The 18,559-nt window shown below is 71.6% G+C and carries 19 protein-coding genes; 12 read left to right on the top strand and 7 right to left on the bottom strand.

The window, feature by feature from the left end:
• Nucleotides 1–307: 307 nt before the first annotated feature.
• Nucleotides 308–1,033: a hotdog fold domain-containing protein gene (locus ACFFR3_RS15725; protein WP_364374489.1), complete on the top strand. Its 726-nt coding sequence runs from the start codon at nt 308–310 to the stop codon at nt 1,031–1,033.
• A 92-nt stretch (nt 1,034–1,125) separates the two neighbouring features.
• Here ACFFR3_RS15725 and ACFFR3_RS15720 read toward each other — a convergent pair whose 3' ends face one another.
• A complete protein-coding gene (locus tag ACFFR3_RS15720; RefSeq protein ID WP_345400813.1) occupies nt 1,126–1,980 on the bottom strand; it encodes an alpha/beta fold hydrolase in 855 nt (284 codons plus the stop codon).
• A gap of 51 nt (nt 1,981–2,031) precedes the next feature.
• On the opposite strand from ACFFR3_RS15720, the gene ACFFR3_RS15715 reads away from it, so the two are divergent.
• On the top strand, nt 2,032–2,742 hold the full coding sequence (locus ACFFR3_RS15715; RefSeq protein ID WP_379483328.1) for a type 1 glutamine amidotransferase: 711 nt from the start codon (nt 2,032–2,034) through the stop codon (nt 2,740–2,742).
• Here ACFFR3_RS15715 and ACFFR3_RS15710 read toward each other — a convergent pair.
• Entirely contained in the window at nt 2,729–3,382 is a 654-nt protein-coding gene (locus ACFFR3_RS15710) for an HXXEE domain-containing protein (protein ID WP_379483327.1), read from the bottom strand. The genes ACFFR3_RS15715 and ACFFR3_RS15710 overlap by 14 nt on opposite strands.
• A gap of 84 nt (nt 3,383–3,466) precedes the next feature.
• Between ACFFR3_RS15710 and ACFFR3_RS15705 the strand changes: the two genes are divergently transcribed.
• Nucleotides 3,467–6,394, top strand: coding sequence for a bifunctional [glutamine synthetase] adenylyltransferase/[glutamine synthetase]-adenylyl-L-tyrosine phosphorylase (locus tag ACFFR3_RS15705; RefSeq protein WP_379483326.1), 2,928 nt, complete (start codon nt 3,467–3,469; stop codon nt 6,392–6,394).
• Between the two features lie 62 nt (nt 6,395–6,456).
• The gene (locus ACFFR3_RS15700; protein ID WP_345400819.1) at nt 6,457–7,488 is read left to right on the top strand and encodes a hypothetical protein; all 1,032 of its coding nucleotides are present in this window, start codon (nt 6,457–6,459) and stop codon (nt 7,486–7,488) included.
• On the opposite strand, the gene ACFFR3_RS15695 is transcribed toward ACFFR3_RS15700, so the two are convergent.
• On the bottom strand, nt 7,472–8,821 hold the full coding sequence (locus ACFFR3_RS15695) for an aminotransferase class I/II-fold pyridoxal phosphate-dependent enzyme (RefSeq protein WP_379483325.1): 1,350 nt from the start codon (nt 8,819–8,821) through the stop codon (nt 7,472–7,474). The two genes, ACFFR3_RS15700 and ACFFR3_RS15695, sit on opposite strands and share 17 nt — an antisense overlap.
• Before the next feature lie 154 nt (nt 8,822–8,975).
• On the opposite strand from ACFFR3_RS15695, the gene ACFFR3_RS15690 reads away from it, so the two are divergent.
• From ACFFR3_RS15690 to ACFFR3_RS15660, 7 genes are all read left to right on the top strand, one after another.
• Nucleotides 8,976–9,869, top strand: a complete 894-nt coding sequence (locus ACFFR3_RS15690) for a substrate-binding domain-containing protein (RefSeq protein WP_364374468.1) — start codon at nt 8,976–8,978, stop codon at nt 9,867–9,869.
• On the top strand, nt 9,866–10,675 hold the full coding sequence (locus ACFFR3_RS15685; protein WP_364374465.1) for a deaminated glutathione amidase: 810 nt from the start codon (nt 9,866–9,868) through the stop codon (nt 10,673–10,675). Before ACFFR3_RS15690 ends, ACFFR3_RS15685 begins: the two co-directional genes overlap by 4 nt.
• A complete protein-coding gene (locus ACFFR3_RS15680; RefSeq protein WP_364374462.1) occupies nt 10,668–11,588 on the top strand; it encodes an ABC transporter substrate-binding protein in 921 nt (306 codons plus the stop codon). Before ACFFR3_RS15685 ends, ACFFR3_RS15680 begins: the two co-directional genes overlap by 8 nt.
• Nucleotides 11,585–12,508: an amino acid ABC transporter permease gene (locus tag ACFFR3_RS15675; RefSeq protein ID WP_345400831.1), complete on the top strand. Its 924-nt coding sequence runs from the start codon at nt 11,585–11,587 to the stop codon at nt 12,506–12,508. The genes ACFFR3_RS15680 and ACFFR3_RS15675 overlap by 4 nt, the downstream gene beginning before the upstream one ends.
• Nucleotides 12,505–13,269: an amino acid ABC transporter ATP-binding protein gene (locus ACFFR3_RS15670; protein WP_364374456.1), complete on the top strand. Its 765-nt coding sequence runs from the start codon at nt 12,505–12,507 to the stop codon at nt 13,267–13,269. The genes ACFFR3_RS15675 and ACFFR3_RS15670 overlap by 4 nt, the downstream gene beginning before the upstream one ends.
• A 5-nt stretch (nt 13,270–13,274) precedes the next feature.
• The gene (locus tag ACFFR3_RS15665; RefSeq protein WP_379483324.1) at nt 13,275–13,799 is read left to right on the top strand and encodes a GNAT family N-acetyltransferase; all 525 of its coding nucleotides are present in this window, start codon (nt 13,275–13,277) and stop codon (nt 13,797–13,799) included.
• Nucleotides 13,800–13,863: 64 nt separating this feature from the next.
• The gene (locus tag ACFFR3_RS15660; protein WP_345400834.1) at nt 13,864–14,556 is read left to right on the top strand and encodes a B3/B4 domain-containing protein; all 693 of its coding nucleotides are present in this window, start codon (nt 13,864–13,866) and stop codon (nt 14,554–14,556) included.
• On the opposite strand, the gene ACFFR3_RS15655 is transcribed toward ACFFR3_RS15660, so the two are convergent.
• The 4 genes from ACFFR3_RS15655 to ACFFR3_RS15640 form a co-directional block, all read right to left on the bottom strand.
• Nucleotides 14,553–14,750, bottom strand: coding sequence for a DUF5708 family protein (locus ACFFR3_RS15655; protein ID WP_345400837.1), 198 nt, complete (start codon nt 14,748–14,750; stop codon nt 14,553–14,555). The two genes, ACFFR3_RS15660 and ACFFR3_RS15655, sit on opposite strands and share 4 nt — an antisense overlap.
• Nucleotides 14,751–14,863: 113 nt before the next feature.
• Nucleotides 14,864–15,277 (bottom strand): hypothetical protein, encoded by a 414-nt coding sequence (locus tag ACFFR3_RS15650; protein WP_345400840.1) that lies wholly within the window; start codon nt 15,275–15,277, stop codon nt 14,864–14,866.
• 134 nt (nt 15,278–15,411) lie between these two features.
• Nucleotides 15,412–16,836: a type I glutamate--ammonia ligase gene (gene glnA, locus ACFFR3_RS15645; RefSeq protein WP_345400843.1), complete on the bottom strand. Its 1,425-nt coding sequence runs from the start codon at nt 16,834–16,836 to the stop codon at nt 15,412–15,414.
• Between the two features lie 126 nt (nt 16,837–16,962).
• Nucleotides 16,963–17,997, bottom strand: coding sequence for a hypothetical protein (locus ACFFR3_RS15640; RefSeq protein ID WP_345400846.1), 1,035 nt, complete (start codon nt 17,995–17,997; stop codon nt 16,963–16,965).
• 78 nt (nt 17,998–18,075) lie between these two features.
• Between ACFFR3_RS15640 and ACFFR3_RS15635 the strand changes: the two genes are divergently transcribed.
• Nucleotides 18,076–18,537, top strand: coding sequence for an RDD family protein (locus ACFFR3_RS15635; RefSeq protein WP_379483323.1), 462 nt, complete (start codon nt 18,076–18,078; stop codon nt 18,535–18,537).
• The last annotated feature ends 22 nt before the right edge of the window (nt 18,538–18,559 follow it).

Genomic DNA, 18,559 nt, shown 5'->3' with positions numbered 1-18,559 from the left:
GCGGCAACCGGGAAACCCCGTTAAGGTACTCCCGACGCCTTGATCGGCCTCACTCCCGGAGCGGTTCGGAGTGAGGCCGATTTTCGTTGCTTCTGACGCCCGGGACACGTCCCCGCGATGCGCGACCTCTACCGTCGTGTATCCCCGGGCGCGGGGAAGTTTCGGGCCCGTTCGAGGCGTTATGGAGAAGCACTGAGCAACCGCCAGGACCCCCGTCCCTAGGTAAAACGGGCGTCCGATAAAATCGGCCTGCTCTTTATGATATTTCCGGACTTTCGCCGAGTGGGGCGATATAGGAGGGTGTGGCATGACGACGGCTGCCTTGCAGACCGTGTTGACCGTTCCCAAGCGCTTCCGCGGTCCCGTGGGCGTCGCCAACGGCGGCTGGATCGCGGGCACCATGGAGGAGGCGCTGAACGGTGGCCGATCAGGCAGCCGATCAGCCGTCGAGGTCACCCTCCATGCCCCCACGCCGCTGGAGACCGAGCTGCGCCTCGACCACGTGGCCAACTCCGTCTCCCTCTCCCACGGCGACAAGCTGCTGGTCGAGGCCATCCCCGTGGCCGAAGACCTCGAGGGTCCCGGTTTCGTGCCGTTCAACGACGCGGCCCGCGCCGAGGCCGGGTTCGCGGGGCTGCGCAAGCACCCGTTCGCCGAGTGCTTCGCCTGCGGCCTGCGCGAGCCCGGCGACGGGCTGCGGATCTTCCCCGGCCCGGTGGAGGACACTGACCTGGTGGCGGCCGGCTGGCGGGTGCCGCACACGGTGAGCGGCGAGGACGGCGTGCCCGCCTCCATCGTGGGCGCGGTGCTCGACTGCATCACCGGCTGGGCGCACTTCAGTCCTGGTGAGAGCGCGCTGCTCGGCCGGCTGGCCGTGCAGATCAACGGCTCGATCCTGCCGGGCGGCCGCTACTCCGTGGTGGCCCGCCCGACCGGCCGCGACGGCCGCAAGCTCTACGGCCAGAGCGCCATCTACGAGATGGACGGCACGCTGGTGGCGGCGGCCCGCGCCACCTGGATCGCTCCACGCTGAAGCGCAGGTGAAAGGGGCCTCCGGGATCTTTCGGGGGCCCCTTCGCAGGTCCGGGCGTCGGGAACTCGCCCGGAGCGTGAGCCGCTCGGGCGTCAGGACGTGAGGCGGGCCGCCACGATGTCCGCGCAGCGCTCGTCGAACAGGATCGTGTAGTGGTTGCAGCCGGGCACCAGCTCGTCGCGCAGGCCGGGCAGCCGCTCGATCCAGGGCGCCGCGAGGTCGTCGGGCAGCAGGCCGACCGGCTGGTCGAGCAGCCCGCGCGGCGCCCTCAGCAGCACCAGCGGCGCGGTGATCCGCTCCAGCGCGGCCCCGATGCGGTCGCGCTCCACGCGCATCCACCGGCCGTCCGCCAGCACCGCCTCCCCGACCGCCCGTGACGTCAGCGCGCCGTCGGGCCCGGTCAGGTCGTACCGCACGTACGCCTCCACGTCGGAGGTCCAGTTGCCGGCGAAGGCGGGGTGGGCCTTGAAGAAGTCCACGTACGCCTCCGGCGAGGCGAACGTCTGCCGCAACCGCTCCAGCGCCGGACCGAGCGTGGCCTGGGTGGCCGCGTCCGGGTCCACGTCGTCGGGCAGAGGAGGCAGCGGGAGACCGCCGTCCACCAGCACGACCTTGGCGAACGCCCGCTGCCCGGCGGCCAGCGCGGCCACGTACGCGCCCATGGAATGGCCGGTCAGCACCGCGTCGGGGCCCGCGCCGACGTGCTCGGCCACCCGCAGCACGTCCTCGGCGTGCCTGGGCAGCCCGTACGGGCCCGGCAGGGACGCGCTGTGCCCCCGCCCGCGCAGGTCCATGGCCACCAGCGACCAGCCGTCGGGCAGCCGCCGGCCGACCGTGGCCCACGCCATCAGCGAGGCCGTGATGCCGTGCACCGCGACGATCTTGCGCGGGCCGGTGCCGAACGTGGCGATCCGCTGCCCGTCCACCTCATCGAATTCGACTGTCATGAGGGGAGCATAGGGACCGGACATCTCACGACAAGCCGGATAATTGACGACATGCGGATCACGGTCATCGAACACGAGGCCGAAGCCGGTCTCGGGTACCTCGCCGGCTGGCTCGGCGTCCCCTGCGACGTCGTGCGGCCGTACCTCGGGGACGAGGTGCCCGTACGCGCGGCGGACGGGCTCATCGTGCTCGGCGGCGCGGCGGCGGCCTGGGAGGACGAGCGCAGCCCCTGGCAGCCCGCCACCCGCGACCTGCTGCGGCGCGCCGTGGACGAGGGCACGCCCACGCTCGCGATCTGCCTGGGCGCGCAGCTGCTCACCATGGCCTGCGGCGGCACCGTCGAGCGTGGGGCCGCCGGCCTGGAGGTCGGCGCCTGCGAGGTGACCACGCTGCCCGCCGCCGCCTCCGACCGCCTGTTCGGGGGAGTGGGCGAGCGGGCGGTGGCCGTCCAGTACCACCAGGACGCGATGACCCGCCTGCCCGACGGCGCCGTGCCCCTGCTCACCGGCGCCCGCTACCCGCACCAGGGCTACCGCCTGGGAGAGGCGGCCTGGGCGGTCCAGTTCCACCCGGAGGCCACCCCCGAGATCTTCGCCGCCTGGACGGCCCAGCCGGAAGGCGGCGACCCCGCCGGCGGCCTGAGCGCCCACGGCTACAGCGCCGAGGACCTCAACGCGGAGGTGAAGGCCGCGGAACCCGCCCTGGTGAGAACGTGGCGCCCGGTGGCGGAAGCCTTCGGCGACGTGGTCAGGAGCTCCTGAGCAGCCACACCGGAAGATGGGTCAGGACTGCTGAGCGGCCGTGCTCGGGGGTGAGGGCCGGCCGGTCGCCGCACAGGAGCCGCACGAGAGGCCGATCACTCCAGGGGGAGCGGCCTTGAGGGCTGGGGCGGCGGCGGCTCGTCAGGGCGTGGGCCAGGGCGTGCACGCCGGCCAGCACCAGGGGGAGCGCCAGGAGGCCGCTCGGCTTCGACGTCGTCGGCACCCCGGCGGCCCTGAGCCGCCGCCAGGCCCACACCGCGTACGGGAGCACCACCAGGGGAGCGGTCACCACGCCCGGCGTGTAGCCCCTGAACAGCGCCGCCTGCGCCAGATGCACCATCCCGTGCACCCCGAACCCGGCGAGCGCGGCCTGGAAGGACGGGCTGTGCCCGCCCGTGCGCGCCCCCATCGCCGCCGCGCCCGCCACGACCGCGCCCATGAGCCCGATGGCCGTGGCGGCGTGCGCCTGCGACACCTCCAGCCGCTCCCACGGCACCCCGGGGAAGCGCGACTCCAGCAGGGGCCGCGCCTCCCGCGTCCACCGCGCCATCGTGACCAGCTCCTCGGCGTCGTGCACGACCCAAGCCCCCAGCAGCCCCCAGGCCACCCCCGCCGGCACGCGCCCGGAATCCCCGCTCATGACACCCTCCCGAAAAGCGAAACGCAACGCAACGTTGCGTTCGCATGCTACGGCGGATCATGCGGGAGCTGTCAAGATGGAAGGGTGCCCAGGATCGAATCCACCGCGGCCCGGCTCGCCAAACTCGGTTTCGCCGACGGCGCCAGGGCCGCCCAGCTGATCCGTCAGTCCCCGGCCGACCTCGACGACATCCTGGAGGCCCTGGTCGCCGTCGCCGACCCCGACCAGGCGCTGGTCTCGCTCACCCGGCTGATCGAGCGCGAGCCCGCCGTCCTCGGCACCCTGCGCCACGACGAGGGGCTGAGAAACCGCCTGCTCGCCGTGCTGGGCGTCAGCGCGGCGCTCGGTGACCACTTCGTCCGCCACCCCTCCCACGTCGCGATGCTGGCGGAAGACCGCCTCGGCGACGCCAGGGCCGAGCTGCTGCGCGCCGTCGGCGCGGAGCCGGGCGAGAGCGAGCCGCGCGCGGAGAGCGGCGGCCACGACGCGCTCACGGCCCTGCGGGTGGCCTACCGCGGCCGGCTCGCCCACCTCGCCGCCCGCGACCTCACCGGCCGGATCGGGCTGCAGGACGTCACCTCCGAGCTGTCCGAGCTCGCGGGCGCCGCGCTGGAGGCGGCGCTCGCCGTCGCGCGTACGGAGGTCGGCGCGGAAGACGTCCGCCTCGCGGTCATCGGCATGGGCAAGTGCGGCGCGAGGGAGCTCAACTACATCAGCGACGTCGATGTGATCTTCGTGGCCGAGCCCAGGGAGGGCGCCGACGAGGCCAAGGCGCTGCGCACGGCCACCCGCCTGGCCCAGGCCATGATGCGCGGCTGCACCACCACCACGTCCGAGGGCTCGCTGTGGGAGGTCGACGCGGGGCTGCGGCCGGAGGGCCGCTCCGGACCGCTGGTCCGCACGCTGGAGAGCCACCTGGCCTACTACCACCGCTGGGCCAAGACGTGGGAGTTCCAGGCGCTGCTCAAGGCCCGGCCGGTCGCGGGCGACCTGGAGCTGGGCGCCGCCTACGTCGCGGCCGTCAACGACATGGTCTGGTCGGCGGCCACCCGCGAGCACTTCGTGGAGGACGTCCAGGCCATGCGCCGCAGGGTCGAGGCCCACGTGCGCGCCGAGGGCGACCGGCAGCTCAAGCTCGGTCCAGGGGGGCTGCGCGACATAGAGTTCGCGGTGCAGCTGCTCCAGCTCGTCCACGGCAGGCTCGACCCGCTGCTGCGCCGCAGGGCCACGCTGCCCGCGCTGGCCGCGCTCTCCCGCGGCGGCTACGTCGGCCGCGAGGACTCGCGCTCGCTCGCCGAGGCGTACACGTTCCTGCGCCAGGTCGAGCACCTGCTGCAGCTGCACCGGCTGCGCCGCACCCACGTCGTGCCCACCGACGAGGCCGACCTGCGCCGCCTCGGGCGGGCGCTCGGCATGCAGGCCGACCCGGTGGGGGAGTTCACCACCCGCTGGCGCCGGCACGCGATGGAGGCCAGGCGGCTGCACGAGAAGCTGTTCTACCGGCCGCTGCTCGAGGCCGTGGCGCGGCTGCCGGAGTCGGAGGCGCGGCTGTCCGCCTCGGCCGCCGCGGCCCGGCTCGAGGCGCTCGGCTACGTCGATCCCACCGGCGCGCTGCGCCACATCGCGGCGCTGTCCACCGGGGTCTCGCGGCGGGCCGCGATCCAGCGCACGCTGCTGCCGGTGATGCTCGGCTGGTTTGCCGACACGCCCGACCCCGACGCGGCGCTGCTCGGGTTCCGGCAGGTCAGCGACAAGCTGGGCACCACGCCGTGGTACCTGCGGCTGCTGCGCGACGAGACCGCGGTGGCGGCCAGGATGGCGCGGGTGCTCGGCACCAGCCGCTACGCCACCGGCCTGCTCATGCACGCCCCCGACGCGGTGGCCATGCTGGGCTCCGACGACGAGCTGACCCCGCGCCCGCCCGATTCGCTGCTCGGCGAGGCGTCGGCCGCGGTCTCCCGGCACGCCGGCGACCCCGAGACCGCCGTCACCGCGGTGCGCGCGCTGCGGCGCAAAGAGCTGTTCCGCACGGCCGTGGCCGACATCTCCGGCCTCATCGACATCGAGACCGTCGGCACCGCGCTGTCCCGGCTCAACGACGTGACCCTGCAGGCGGCGCTCGACGCGGCGCTCGGCAAGGCGCGCGAGGTCACCTCGTTCGCGATCATCGCGATGGGCCGGCTCGGCGGCATGGAGTGCTCCTACGCCAGCGACGCCGACGTGATGTTCGTGCACTCGCCGCTGCCCGGCGTCGACGAGCGCACGGCCACTGACGCCGCGTTCGCCGTGGCCAACGAGGTGCGCAGGCTGCTGTCGCTGCCCGCGCCTGACCCGCCCCTGCTCATCGACCCCGACCTGCGCCCCGAGGGCCGGCAGGGCCCGCTGGTGCGCACGCTCGCCTCCTACCGCGCCTACTACGCGCGCTGGTCGTCGCCGTGGGAGGCGCAGGCGCTGCTGCGGGCCAGGTTCTCGGCGGGCGACGCGGAGCTGGGCGCGGCGTTCACCGCCATGATCGACGAGCTGCGCCACCCGCCCGACGGGCTGAGCGGCGACGCGGTCAGGGAGATCAGGCGGCTGAAGGCCCGCATGGAGGCCGAGCGGCTGCCGCGCGGCGCCGACCCCGCCCTGCACACCAAGCTCGGCCCCGGCGGGCTGTCCGACGTGGAGTGGGTGGCGCAGCTCCTCCAGCTCCAGCACGCCGGCCGGCTGCCGGTGCTGCGCACCACGCGCACGCTGGAGGCGCTGCGCGCGGCCGTGGCGGAGGACCTGCTCGCGCCGGAGGACGAGGAGGTGCTGGCCGAGGCGTGGCGCTTCGCCTCCCGCGTCCGCGACGCGATGATGCTGGTCAAGGGCCGGCCCGGCGACAGCATCCCGAAGGACACCGCCGAGCGCAGGCAGGTCGCCCGCACACTCGGCTACCCGCCCGACGGCTCCGAGGACTTCCTCGACGACTACCGCCGGGTCACCCGCCGCGCCCGCAAGGTGGTGGATCGCGTCTTCTACGGCGGCTGATCAGCATATGACGTGACTTTTGATGCGCTGCGTCATTGCGCTGTCACGCCCAGGGGTGTTTCATGGCGGCCGTGTTATCCGTTTACGTGGACCTCGCCCTCGGCCTGGTCGTGGCGTTCCTGCTGCTGTCGCTGCTGGTGAGCGGGCTCAACGAGGCCGCCGTGCGGGTGCTGTCCATCCGCAGCAAGTTCCTGTGGGCCTACCTCAGGGACACCATGGACGGCGCGGGCCCCAAGGGCTCGTGGCTGCCCGCCAAGGTGCTCGACGTGTTCAGGGCGATGCCGTTCGCCCGCGACCCGCGGCCCGTCCACGACGACAGGCCCGCGCCCGCCAGCGCCGGCGAGCTCCCCGAGGCGGGCACCGGCGCCTCCATGATCAACCTGCTGTACGAGCGGGTCAGGGAGATCGACCACGCCAAGCGGGGCAGGACGAGCATCGCCGAGATCCCGCCCGCCAGGTTCGCGGTGGCCGTCATGGAGCTGACGGCCGAGAACGGCGACGTCGAAGGCTTCCTGGCCCGGCTCAGGCAGATGAACAGCCCGCTCTACGGCCATCTCAAAGGCGTCTGGGAGGCCGCGCAGGGCGACCTCGACCGGTTCAGGCGCGGCGTCGAGACCTGGTTCGACGGCGAGATGCAGCGCCTGTCGATGCTCTACAGGCGCTACGTCAAGTGGGTCGTGGCCGCGCTGGGCGTCGCGGTGACGCTGCTGTTCAGCATGGACGGGCTGGAGTACGCCAAGACGCTGCTGCGCGACAACGCCTACCGCGCCTCCGTGACCGCCGTGGCGGGGACGGGGCAGGGCGCGTACGACGAGCTGAAGCAGCTGTGCACGGGCGGCGACCCGGTGCCGTGCGTCACCGAGACGCTCAGCCAGCCCGCGCTGGTCAAGCTGATGGGCCAGGCGCTGGTCAGCATCTCGATCCCGGCCGAGGGCGAGCCCGACGTGCGCTGGAACGGCGCCGCCTGGTGGGAGCGGGTCAGCGCGCCCAGCCACTGGCCGGGCTTCCTGCTGACGTACGTGGCGCTGCTGTTCGGCGCGCCCTTCTGGTGGGACGTGCTGCGCCGCATCACCGGCGTCAGGTCGCGGCGCTGACCCCGCGCCCGGCGGCCAGCGCGACGACGTCGGCCAGCTCGGCCAGCTCCGCCGGGTCGTCGGTGAGCCGGGCCGTCGCCAGGCGCAGGTGGGGCCGGGCGGCCTGGTCGATGACGTACCGGCTGCCGGGGGCGACCGAGATGCCGTGCGCGGCCAGCGTGACCAGGGCGGCGGGCTCGTCGCGTACCGGCACCCAGAGCACCAGCCCGTCGCCGCCGCCGGTGCGCACGCCGCGCGCCGCCAGCTCCGCGGCCAGCCGCGCGCGCCGCCCCGCGTAGACCTCGCGGGCGTGCGCCACGCGCGCTTCCACGTCCGGGTCGGCGAGCAGGTGGGCCAGCGCGTCCTGGAGGATCCTGCTGGTCCAGCCGGTGCCGAAGCTGCGCAGCACCCGGACTCGCTCGACCGCGTCGGCCGCGCCGCCGATGACCGCGATGCGCAGGTCGGGGCCGTGCGACTTGGAGTACGACCGGACCAGCACCGTACGGCCGGGAAAGCGCGTCCCCATGCTGACCATCGGCGACACCGACAGCTCGCCGATGCCGTCGTCCTCCACGATGAGCGTCTTGGCGGGCTCCAGCAGCGCCGCCAGCTCCGCCGAACGCTCCGGCGTGACCGCGTGCCCGCACGGCGACTGCCCCCGCGGCTGGTAGACGAACGCCACCGGCCGCGCCTTGAGCGCCTTGGCCAGCGCGGCGGGCAGCGGCCCCTCCTCGTCGCAGGCGACCGGGACGATCTGGACGCCGATCGTCTCCAGGATGTCCAGCAGCCGCGCCCCGGTCGGCTCCTCGATGGCGATGCGGTCGCCGGGCAGCGCCGCCGTCTGGCAGAGCAGCTGGACGGCCTCGTACCCGCCGCCGACCGCGAGCCAGCTCTGCGCCTCGAACGGCCAGGTGGGTTCCACGGCGGCGCGCAGGCGCGGGGTGATCGTCGCGCGGGCGTAGTCGTTGAGCCCGTCGGCGCGGGCGGCGGCGGCCAGCGCGGCCTCCAGCGGCGGCAGCAGCGCCGTGTCGGGGGAGGCGATGGTCAGGTCGATGGCCAGGCGGTCGCCCCAGTGGCCGAGGCGCTCGTACCGGATGGGGCGCGGCACGTCGGGCGGGCCCAGCACCACCGTGCCGCGCCGCCGGTCGGTCCTGATCATGCCGTGCCTGCGCAGCTCGGACCAGGCCTCCGCGACCGTTCCCGAGCTGACGCCCAGCTCTCTGGCCAGGCCGCGGACCGTGGGCAGGCGCGTCTGCGCCGTCACCGTCCCCTCTCTGATGAGGTCGGTCAGGGCGGCGGCGATACCCCGTGCGCTCGGGTCCCCGATGCGCTGCGCCAGCCAAGCGGCGTCCACTTTGTCCCCCTGTAAATCTTTGTTCAGCAACAAAGATCTTCTTGTGCAGTCTGCTCCGCTGAACATATGGTCTGTGGCTATTAACGGCAAGTACGTACTTTTTGGGGGATTTGTGGCGACCGTTCGCCTTGCGCTGCGAGATTGGGACCATCTCGTGCCGATCGTCACCGGCGCCGTCCGGGCCGAGGGGTTCGAGCTGGACCTCGACTCCAGGGCCGTCACGCCGGACGTGCTCAGCGAGCCGGGACTGGACGGCGGCGAGACCTCCTTCAGCCGCTACGTGCTCGGCCGCGCCGCGGGCGACGACCGGCTCGTGGGCCTGCCCGTGTTCGTGATGCGCGGGTTCCGCCACCGCTGCGTGCTCGTCCGCCGCGACAGCGACCTGACCGCGCTCGGCCAGCTGAAGGGCGCCCGCATCGGGCTCACCGGCTGGCCCGACTCCGGCAACACCTGGACCCGCGCCCTGCTGCGCGCCGAGGGCGTGGACCTGACCGGCGTCACCTGGACGGTCGGCCCGCTCGTCGCGGGCGAGACCGGCAAGGACCGCGTCGGCCCCGTGCCGTTCCCCGACAACGTCTCGCTCACCGACGACGGCCTGGCCGAAGGGCTCGCCGAGGGCCGCTACGACGCCATCATGACTCCGTTCATGCCGGAGGAGTTCTTCACCCCGGACAGCCGCTTCCGCCACCTGCTGACCGACCACCGCGCCGCCGAGCTGGCCTACTACCGGCAGACCGGCTTCGTGCCCGGCATCCACCTGGTGACGCTCAAGCGTGAGAGCGTCGAGCGGAACCCGTGGCTGCCGCAGGCCGTCACGGAGCTGTTCGAGCGCTCCAAGCGGCACTGGCTGGCCCGCCGCCGCCTGCTCGCCGACACCACGCCGTGGCTGCTCGCCGACCTCACCGGCACGGCCGCCACCTTCGGCGCCGACTGGATGCCGTACGGCGCCGCCCCCAACGCCGCCATGGTCGCCGCGTTCTGCACCGAACTGCACGCCCAGGGCATCGCGAACCGCCGCATCGAAGCCGAGGAGGTCTTCGCCGCATGACCGACCTGAGAATCGCCGTGGGCCAGTTCGCCTCGGCCGAGGACTGGACCGCCAACCTCAAGACCTGCAAGGAGCTGATCGACGGCGCCGTCGCCGGCGGAGCCGACCTGCTCGTGCTGCCCGAGGGCGCGCTCGCGCTCTTCGTGGACGAGCCCGTACGCATCCGCGAGGCCGCCCAGCCCCTGGACGGCCCGTTCGTCACCGGCCTGGCCGAGCACACCCGCGGCTCGTCCACCACCGTCATCGCCGGCGTGCACGTGCCCGCCCCCGACGGCCGCGTCTCCAACGTGCTCGTCGCCGCCAGGGACGGCGAGATCGTCGGCACGTACGTCAAGCTCCACCTGTACGACGCCTTCGGCCGCCGCGAGTCCGACAACGTCGTCCCCGGCGCGAACGCGCCCGTCGTCATCGACGTCGCCGGCTGGAAGGTCGGCCTGATGACCTGCTACGACGTGCGCTTCCCCGAGATGGCGCGACTGCTCGCCGACCAGGGCGCCCAGGTGCTCGCGCTGCCCGCCGCCTGGGTGCGCGGCCCGGCCAAGGAATGGCACTGGGAGGTCATGGTCACCGCCCGCGCCCTGGAGAACACCTGCTACGTCGCCGCGTCCGGCGAGTGCGGCCGCCGCAACATCGGCGCCAGCATGATCGTCGACCCGCTCGGCATCACCAGGGCCCGCCTCGGCGACGCGCCCGGCCTGCTGTGGTCCGACGCCTCCGCCGCCGAGCTGGAAGCCGCCCGCACGACGCTGCCCGTCCTCGAGAACCGGCGCTTCGCCGTGGACCCGCGATTGGAGCCGCATGCCTAAGCACGCGACCGCGCTGCTCGCCACCGCCGCACTCCTGCTGGTCGGCTGCGGCGCCAACCCCCCGGAGGCCGAGGGCGTGCTGGAGCCCACGGGACAGTCCTCCGCCGCCGCCCAGACCAAGGACCAGGCCCTGCACGACCGGCTGCCCGACAAGGTGAAGCAGGCCGGCAAGCTGATCTCGGTCAACAACGGCTCGTTCCCGCCGTACGAGATCGCCGGCCCCGACGGCAGGTCGCTGACCGGCGCCGCCGCCGACATGGCCGACGCGCTCGGCCAGGTGCTCGGCGTCAAGATCGAGCACGTCACCGTGGACGGCCTGCCCAGCTCGCTGACCGGCATCGCCTCCGGCCGCTACGACTTCGCCATCGGCCCCGTCGGCGACTTCCCCGACCGGCAGAAGGCCAACGACTTCATCGACTGGGTCAAGGAGTACGTCGTCTTCGCCGTGCCCAAGGGCAACCCCGACGGCATCGGCTCGGTGGCCGACACCTGCGGGCTGAAGATCTCCGTCATGGCCGGCGGCTCCGCCGAGGCGGTGATCAAGGGACAGTCGGCGGCCTGCGTCAAGGAGGGCAAGCCGAAGATCACCGTGCAGTCGTACAAGGACCAGCCGACCTCCGTGCTGGCCGTCAGCTCGGGCCGCGCGGACGCGTTCTTCTCCTCGCAGGCGCCGCTCACGTACTTCGTCGACCAGGCCGGCGGCAAGCTGGAGCTGGCCGGCAAGGGCCAGCCCAACGGCTTCGACGACCTCTACCAGGGCGCCGTCGTGGCCAAGGACTCGCCGCTGCGCGACGTGCTCAAGGACGCCTTCCAGCAGCTCATGGACAACGGCACCTACGACCGGATCATGGCCAGGTGGAAGACCAGCGACAACAAGCTGGACCAGGCCGGAATCAACCTGGCGAAATCATGACTCAGCCCCCCGAGATCGACGTCGCGGGCGCCGCGCGCACCCGCCATCCGCTGCGCTGGGTCGCCTCGGTCGTCCTGCTCGTCCTCGCCGCCCAGCTCGTCAGCCTGCTGGTCACCAACCCCAACTTCCAGTGGGACGTCGTCGGCAGCTACGTCAACGCGCAGATCATCGGCCAGGGCATCTTCACCACGCTGCTGCTCACCGTCATCGCCATGACGGTCGGCGTGGCGCTGGGCGTGCTGCTGGCCGTCGGCCGCCTGTCGGAGAACCCCGTCGCCCGCGCCGCCTGCGGGCTCTACGTCTGGTTCTTCCGCGGCACGCCGGTGCTGGTGCAGCTCGTGCTCTGGTACAACCTGTCGTACCTGCTGCCGGAGATCTCCTTCGGCATCCCGTTCGGGCCCCAGTTCGTCACCGCCGACACCAACGTGCTCATCACGCCCCTCCTGGCCGCCATCCTCGGGCTCGGGCTGAACGAGGGCGCGTACATGGCCGAGATCATCCGCGGCGGCCTCATGTCCGTCGACCCCGGCCAGAGCGAGGCCGCCGCCGCGCTCGGCATGAGCGACGGCCGCACCTTCCGCCGCATCGTGCTGCCCCAGGCCATGCGCTTCATCATCCCGCCCACCGGCAGCCAGGTCATCAGCATGCTCAAGGCGACCTCGCTGGTGAGCGTCATCGCGCTGGCCGACCTGCTCTACACCGTGCAGTCCATCTACAACCGCACCTTCCAGACCATCCCGCTGCTGATCGTCGCGTGCGTCTGGTACCTGATCATCACCTCGATCCTGTACGTCGGCCAGTCGTTCATCGAGCGCCACTACGCCCGCGGCGCCACCAGGAACGCGCCGCAGAGCTTCTGGGCCTTCGCGACCTTCCGCCGCCGCCGTCCTGCGGCTGATCCCACGGAGGTGTCCTCATGAGCATGCCCATGGTGCACGCCCGCGCCGTACGCAAGCACTTCGGCCACCTGGAGGTGCTCAAGGGCATCGACCTCGACGTCCAGGCCGGCGAGGTCGTCGTCGTCCTCGGGCCGTCCGGCTCCGGCAAGTCCACGTTCCTGCGCTGCGTCAACCACCTGGAGACCATCGACGGCGGCGCCATCCACGTGGACGGCGAGCTGATCGGCTTCGAGGCGCGCGCCGGCAAGGTCCGCCACCTGCGCAAGCGCGACATCACCCGGCAGCGCAGGGAGATCGGCATGGTCTTCCAGCAGTTCAACCTCTTCCCGCACATGACCGTGCTGCAGAACGTCATGGAGGCCCCCGTCGGCGTCCGCCGCGAGCCGCGCGAGCAGGCCAGGGAACGCGCGCACGCGCTGCTGCGCCGCGTCGGCCTGGAGGACAAGGCGGGCAGCTACCCCCGCCAGCTCTCCGGCGGCCAGCAGCAGCGCGTCGCGATCGCCAGGGCCCTGGCCATGCGGCCCAAGCTCATGCTGTTCGACGAGCCCACCAGCGCCCTCGACCCCGAGCTGGTCGGCGAGGTGCTGGCCACCATGAAGGGCCTCGCCGAGGACGGGCTCACCATGATCGTGGTGACCCACGAGATCGGCTTCGCCCGCGAGGTGGCCGACCGGGTGGTGTTCATGGACGGGGGAGTGGTCGTCGAGTCCGGCACCCCCGCCGAGGTGCTGGACAACCCCGCCAGCGAGCGGACCAAGGCGTTCCTCAGCCGCGTACTGTAGATCGGATGGAGACAGAACGGTTGATCATGCGCCGATGGCGCGAGGAGGACAAAGAACCCTTCGCCGCCATGAACGCCGACCCCGAGGTCATGGAGCACTTCCCCGCCCTGATGACCCGCGAGGAGAGCGACGCCTTCGTGGATCGGATCGAGCGGCAGTTCGACGAGCGCGGCTACTCGCTCTGGGCACTCGAAGTGCGTGACAGCGGCCGGTTCATCGGGTTCACCGGGCTGGCGCTGCAGACCTTCGACGTGCCCTTCCTGCCCGCCGTCGAGATCGGCTGGCGGCTGACCCGCTCCGCCTGGGGCCACGGCTACGCCATCGAGGCCGCCAGGCGCGCCGCCCGCTACGCCTTCGAGGAGGCCGGGCTGGACGCCATCATCTCGATGACGGCCGTCCAGAACCGGCGCTCGCGCTCGGTCATGGAACGCCTCGGCATGACCCGCGACCCGGCCGAGGACTTCGACCACCCCAGGCTCCCGAAGGACAGCCCCATCCTCCGCCACGTCCTGTACCGCCTGCACCGATAACGCGCGGCCCCGCTATAGGCTGCCGGGAAACGACCCCGGCAGCCTTCCAGCGGAATGAGGACCGATGCGCTTGCAGCATTCAGCCGCCATCTGGACCGACTTCCCGGCCCTCGTCCCCATGGCCCTGTACGCCGAAGGCATCACGCCGGACGTCTCCGTACAGGACCGCGTAGTGGCATACACCGAACGGGCCGCCGCCAGGCTCGCCACCGCCTCCGAGAGCGACCTGCCGGAGATCCAGGCGTGGCGGCGCGCCTTCTCCCGCATGGGGCTCAAGCCCACGCAGTACAGGTGCGCGTCGGAGTCGCTGCTGCGCCGCTTCAGGAAGGAGGGCGCGCTCCCGTCCCTCCACCCCCTGATCGACCTGTGCAACGCCCTGTCGATCGCGTACGCCGTCCCGATCGCGGTCTTCGACGTCTCCAGAATCGCCGGCTCCATCGAGGTCCGCTACGCCAAGGGCGACGAAACATACCTCACCTTCGCCGGCGAGACGGAGCACCCGCCCGCCGGCGAGGTCGTCTTCGCCGACGCCGAGGGCCGCGCCCACGCCCGCCGCTGGACCAACCGCCAGAGCGGCCTGTCGGCCGTCCGCGACGAGACCTCGAACGCCCTGATCATCGCCGAAGCCCTGCACGAAACGGCCGAAGCCGACCTGACTGATCTGCTGTCCACACTGACGACCGAACTCACCACCCTCTGGCCCCTCACCCCGAAATCGGCCCTCCTCACGCCGACCTCCCCGGCCTTCACCGCCTAGCCGGCGGCGTCCTCGGGCCGTTTGAGCTTGTAGACCCCGTACAGGGTCTCCAGGCCGCCGAGGACCATCAGGACGACGCCGATCTTGGACGGGGTGAAGATGACGATCTCCTCATCGAGCCCGAACAACCAGAGCGCCAGCCCCACCACGAAGGTGAGCGAACCGGTGAACAGTGTCTTCCGGGCAGAAGCCATGGGCAGTCCTTGCATCGCGTACGGATCTTGGCGAAAAGCCTAGTCAGGCACCGTCCGCGCGGCCTCCTGCCGCTGTGGGAGATCGCCCTACATCTTTCGGCTGACCCGCGCGGCTAGGACATGCAGGCGCCGGCCCGGGCGATGTCGCGCTGGTCCACCCAGAAGCGCGTGTCGCCCACCACCGTCGTCGTCTTCACGACCACGAGCCCGTCGGCGATCTTACGGGTCTCGCCCTGGTAGACCCTGACCGTGCTGCCCTTCCTGAAGAAGTTGCTCCAGCCCCACCCGGTCTTCGTCGGGAAGTGGCGCCGGGTGCTCCTGACGACCTCCATCGGGCAGATGACCGCCGCGGCCTGCTTCGCCGCCGTCGCGGATGAGCTCGTCGCGGACGAACTCGCCGCGGATGAACTCGCCGCGGCGAAGGAGGTCGCCGGCGTGATGAGGGTGAGGGTGGCGGCGGCGGTGACGGCGGTGACGGTGGTGACGGTGGTGACGGTGGTGGCGGTGGCCGACCTGGTGAATGCCATGCGATTCCCTTTCCTGCCTGTTCGGACGTTCCACAGGACAGGAGAAGGGACGGCCTGTTTCCGCGGCGTTTCCGCGACACGAGAAAGGCCCGGCATCGGGAAGCGATGCCGGGCCGTTCTGAGAAGCCGCGTGTTTACACGTCGTAGTAGAGCTCGAACTCGTGCGGATGCGGGCGGAGGCGGATCGGGTCGACCTCGTTCTCCCGCTTGTACGACACCCACGTCTCGATCAGGTCAGGCGTGAAGACGCCGCCCTCGAGCAGGTAGTCGTGGTCGGCCTCCAGGGCGGCGAGCACCTCGGGCAGCGAGCCGGGCACCTGCGGCACCTGGCGCGCCTCCTCCGGCGGCAGCTCGTAGAGGTCCTTGTCGACCGGCTCCGGCGGCTCGATCTTGTTGCGGATGCCGTCGATGCCGGCCATCAGCATGGCCGAGAACGCGAAGTACGGGTTGCACGACGGGTCGGGCACCCGGAACTCGATGCGCTTGGCCTTCGGGTTGGAGCCCGTGATCGGGATGCGGACGCAGGCCGACCGGTTGCGCTGGGAGTAGACCAGGTTGACCGGAGCCTCGTAGCCCGGAACCAGACGGTGGTAGGAGTTGACCGTCGGGTTGGTGAACGCCAGCAGCGACGCGGCGTGCTTGAGCAGGCCGCCGATGTAGTAGCGGGCGGTGTCGGACAGGCCCGCGTAGCCGACCTCGTCGTAGAAGAGCGGCGAGCCGTCCTTCCACAGCGACTGGTGGCAGTGCATGCCGGAGCCGTTGTCACCGAAGATGGGCTTCGGCATGAACGTCACCGTGTGCCCGTATTCGAGGGCCGTGCTCTTGATGACGTACTTGTAGAGCATGAGGTTGTCGGCCGTCTTGAGCAGCGTGCCGAACTTGAAGTCGATCTCCGCCTGCCCGGCCGTGCCGACCTCGTGGTGCTGCATCTCGACCTCGATGCCGGCCTCGATGAGGTTGCGGACCATCTCGGAGCGCAGGTCGGTGAAGTGGTCCATCGGCGGCACCGGGAAGTAGCCGCCCTTGTAGCGCGGCTTGTAGCCGAGGTTGCCGCCCTCGGTGGCCTTGCCGGTGTTCCAGGCGCCCTCGATGGAGTCGATGTAGTAGTAGCCGGCGTTCTGCTTCGTCTCGAAGCGCACGTCGTCGAAGATGTAGAACTCGGCCTCGGGGCCGAAGTAGACCGTGTCGGCGATGCCCGTGCCCTTGAGGTATTCCTCCGCCTTGCGTGCGACGTTGCGCGGGTCGCGGCTGTAGGCCTCGCCCGTCAGCGGGTCGTGCACGAAGAAGTTGAGGTTGAGCGTCTTGTGCTGACGGAACGGGTCGAGCACGGCGCTGGAGGGGTCGGGCAGAAGGAGCATGTCGGACTCGTGGATCTGCTGGAAGCCGCGGATCGACGAGCCGTCGAACATGAGTCCGTCGGTGAAGACACTCGCACTGAAGTTCTCGACCGGGAAGGTGAAGTGGTGCGTCGTCCCCGGCAGGTCGGTGAACCTGACATCGACGAACTGCACCCCTTCGTCACTGATGAACTTCAGGACGTCGTCGGCGGAGTTGAACACTCTCGAACCTCCCTGGGGACTGGCCATCATGGCGACGCTAGGGCGTGGCCGTTTCCGTACGGTGTCCCGATTGTTTCGCACGTGTTACGCGCGGTCTGCCTGGTCACAGGGCCTGCGGGGGGCCGCTCACGTCCCCTCGACGGCCTGGCATTCGCCGTCGTCCGGCGTGTCGTCCAGCTCGTACGGATCCGCGGCCTTGCCGTTCGGCACCGTCAGATCCGCCGGCGAGTCGGCGTACATGGGGTGGATGTAGTCGTCGTCCACGTCGCACCGGGCCGGCGCGATGTCCGCGCCCCACCTGTCGGCCCAGATGACCAGCTCGCCGTCCTGGCGGAAGACCGTCACCGCGCCCTCGTGCTCGGCGACCAGCCGGATGGCCGAATCGGCCTGGCCCGGCCGCTGGATCGCGTACGCGATGAGGTATCTCGTGCTGAGCCTGGCGCCGGTCCGCCCGTCCTCCTTGTACTCCGAGATCGTCGTCCGGCCCTTCACCTTGATCATCGTGGACGCGAACTCGGCGGTCTTCGGCGCGAAGATCGGCAGCCAGGTGGCCGCGCCTTCCTTGCGGAAGTTCGCCCGCTGCTCGGGGTGCAGCTGCCGCGTGAACGCCGTGGGCCGGCCGCCCATCATCATCTTCCTGTCGAGGTACGCCCCGGTCAGCAGCTTGCGCGTCCGCGCCAGGCCCCTGGCGACGTCCTGCTTCGACAGCCCGCCGACCGCCTCGGCGGGCGGCATGACGAACCCGGCGGCGCCGGTCGGCCACTTCTCGGCCGGCGAGCCCTTGAACGGCTCGGCGGAGTCACTCACGGCCGCGTCGGACGCGCCGTTCTCCTTCACCGGGCCCCGGACGGCCGTGGTCTCCTCGGGCACCACGCCCGTGAAGGGGACCAGGTCGGGGCGGAACTCCACGACCACCCAGCCCACCAGGATCACCACCGACAGCACGGCGCCCGCCCACCACGCCGCGCTCGTCCTGCGGCGTGGCGGCTCCGGCTGGTCCCACTCGGGCTCGCGGCGTAAGGGCTCGGGCTCGGTGTTCATGGCGCGCCGTGACGCCCTGGCGCCCCTCTTCGCCGCCGCGCTCATCTCGCGCTGCTGCTCGGGGCCTATCTGTCCGACGACGTCGGTGAAGCGCTGGTCAAGGTCATCTCCGTGTGGCATGGCGACCATTTTGGCGGATCTCACGACGCGCTCGGGTCACAATTCGGACCGGCCCCGCGTGCGGCTACCGTGGAGTGCATGAGCAGCAAGGAGCCTCGGTGGACGCAGACCTGGCTGGGCGGCGTCCGCGCCGCGGGGGTCGATCTCGGCTACCCGGGAGAGCGTCTGGGGCTGCCCCAGGAGGGCAGCGGGTCGGTGGCCGGATGGGGGCGCAGGATCGGCGCGCTCGTCATCGACTGGATGATCTGCACGTGGGTGGTCGTGCAACTGCTGCTCAGGATGAACCCGGCCGAGTCGCCGTGGGCGCCCGCGCTGGTGTTCGCCGTTCAATATCTGCTGCTCGTCGGCTTCATGGGGCAGACGTTCGGCCACCGGCTCATGGGCGTCAGGGTCGCCGCGATGGACGGGCGTGACCCGCGCGGGATGCCCGTCCTCGTGCGTACGGTGCTGCTCTCCCTGGCCGTGCCCGCCGTCATCTGGGACCGCGACCACCGCGGCGTGCACGACCGCGTGTCCAACACGGTCGTCGTCCGCATGTGACGCCTTCTCGGTGAAAAGTCGT

The organism is Nonomuraea salmonea (genome assembly GCF_042428605.1).
Taxonomy (GTDB): Bacteria; Actinomycetota; Actinomycetes; order Streptosporangiales; family Streptosporangiaceae; genus Nonomuraea; species Nonomuraea salmonea.
The sequence above is the reverse complement of the archived record's forward strand: the minus strand, read 5'-3'. Positions and strand labels throughout refer to the sequence as shown.

Excerpts from the sequence above, each read along its gene's own strand:
- ACFFR3_RS15680 (WP_364374462.1), top strand. The coding sequence starts at position 10,668 with ATGCCTAAGCACGCGACCGCGCTGCTCGCCACCGCCGCACTCCTGCTG.
- ACFFR3_RS15700 (WP_345400819.1), top strand. The coding sequence starts at position 6,457 with ATGGCGGCCGTGTTATCCGTTTACGTGGACCTCGCCCTCGGCCTGGTC.
- ACFFR3_RS15640 (WP_345400846.1), bottom strand. The coding sequence starts at position 17,997 with ATGCCACACGGAGATGACCTTGACCAGCGCTTCACCGACGTCGTCGGA.
- ACFFR3_RS15725 (WP_364374489.1), top strand. The coding sequence starts at position 308 with ATGACGACGGCTGCCTTGCAGACCGTGTTGACCGTTCCCAAGCGCTTC.
- ACFFR3_RS15650 (WP_345400840.1), bottom strand. The coding sequence starts at position 15,277 with ATGGCATTCACCAGGTCGGCCACCGCCACCACCGTCACCACCGTCACC.
- ACFFR3_RS15675 (WP_345400831.1), top strand. The coding sequence starts at position 11,585 with ATGACTCAGCCCCCCGAGATCGACGTCGCGGGCGCCGCGCGCACCCGC.
- ACFFR3_RS15710 (WP_379483327.1), bottom strand. The coding sequence starts at position 3,382 with ATGAGCGGGGATTCCGGGCGCGTGCCGGCGGGGGTGGCCTGGGGGCTG.
- ACFFR3_RS15665 (WP_379483324.1), top strand. The coding sequence starts at position 13,275 with ATGGAGACAGAACGGTTGATCATGCGCCGATGGCGCGAGGAGGACAAA.
- ACFFR3_RS15635 (WP_379483323.1), top strand. The coding sequence starts at position 18,076 with ATGAGCAGCAAGGAGCCTCGGTGGACGCAGACCTGGCTGGGCGGCGTC.
- ACFFR3_RS15685 (WP_364374465.1), top strand. The coding sequence starts at position 9,866 with ATGACCGACCTGAGAATCGCCGTGGGCCAGTTCGCCTCGGCCGAGGAC.
- ACFFR3_RS15670 (WP_364374456.1), top strand. The coding sequence starts at position 12,505 with ATGAGCATGCCCATGGTGCACGCCCGCGCCGTACGCAAGCACTTCGGC.
- ACFFR3_RS15660 (WP_345400834.1), top strand. The coding sequence starts at position 13,864 with ATGCGCTTGCAGCATTCAGCCGCCATCTGGACCGACTTCCCGGCCCTC.
- ACFFR3_RS15715 (WP_379483328.1), top strand. The coding sequence starts at position 2,032 with ATGCGGATCACGGTCATCGAACACGAGGCCGAAGCCGGTCTCGGGTAC.
- ACFFR3_RS15655 (WP_345400837.1), bottom strand. The coding sequence starts at position 14,750 with ATGGCTTCTGCCCGGAAGACACTGTTCACCGGTTCGCTCACCTTCGTG.
- ACFFR3_RS15720 (WP_345400813.1), bottom strand. The coding sequence starts at position 1,980 with ATGACAGTCGAATTCGATGAGGTGGACGGGCAGCGGATCGCCACGTTC.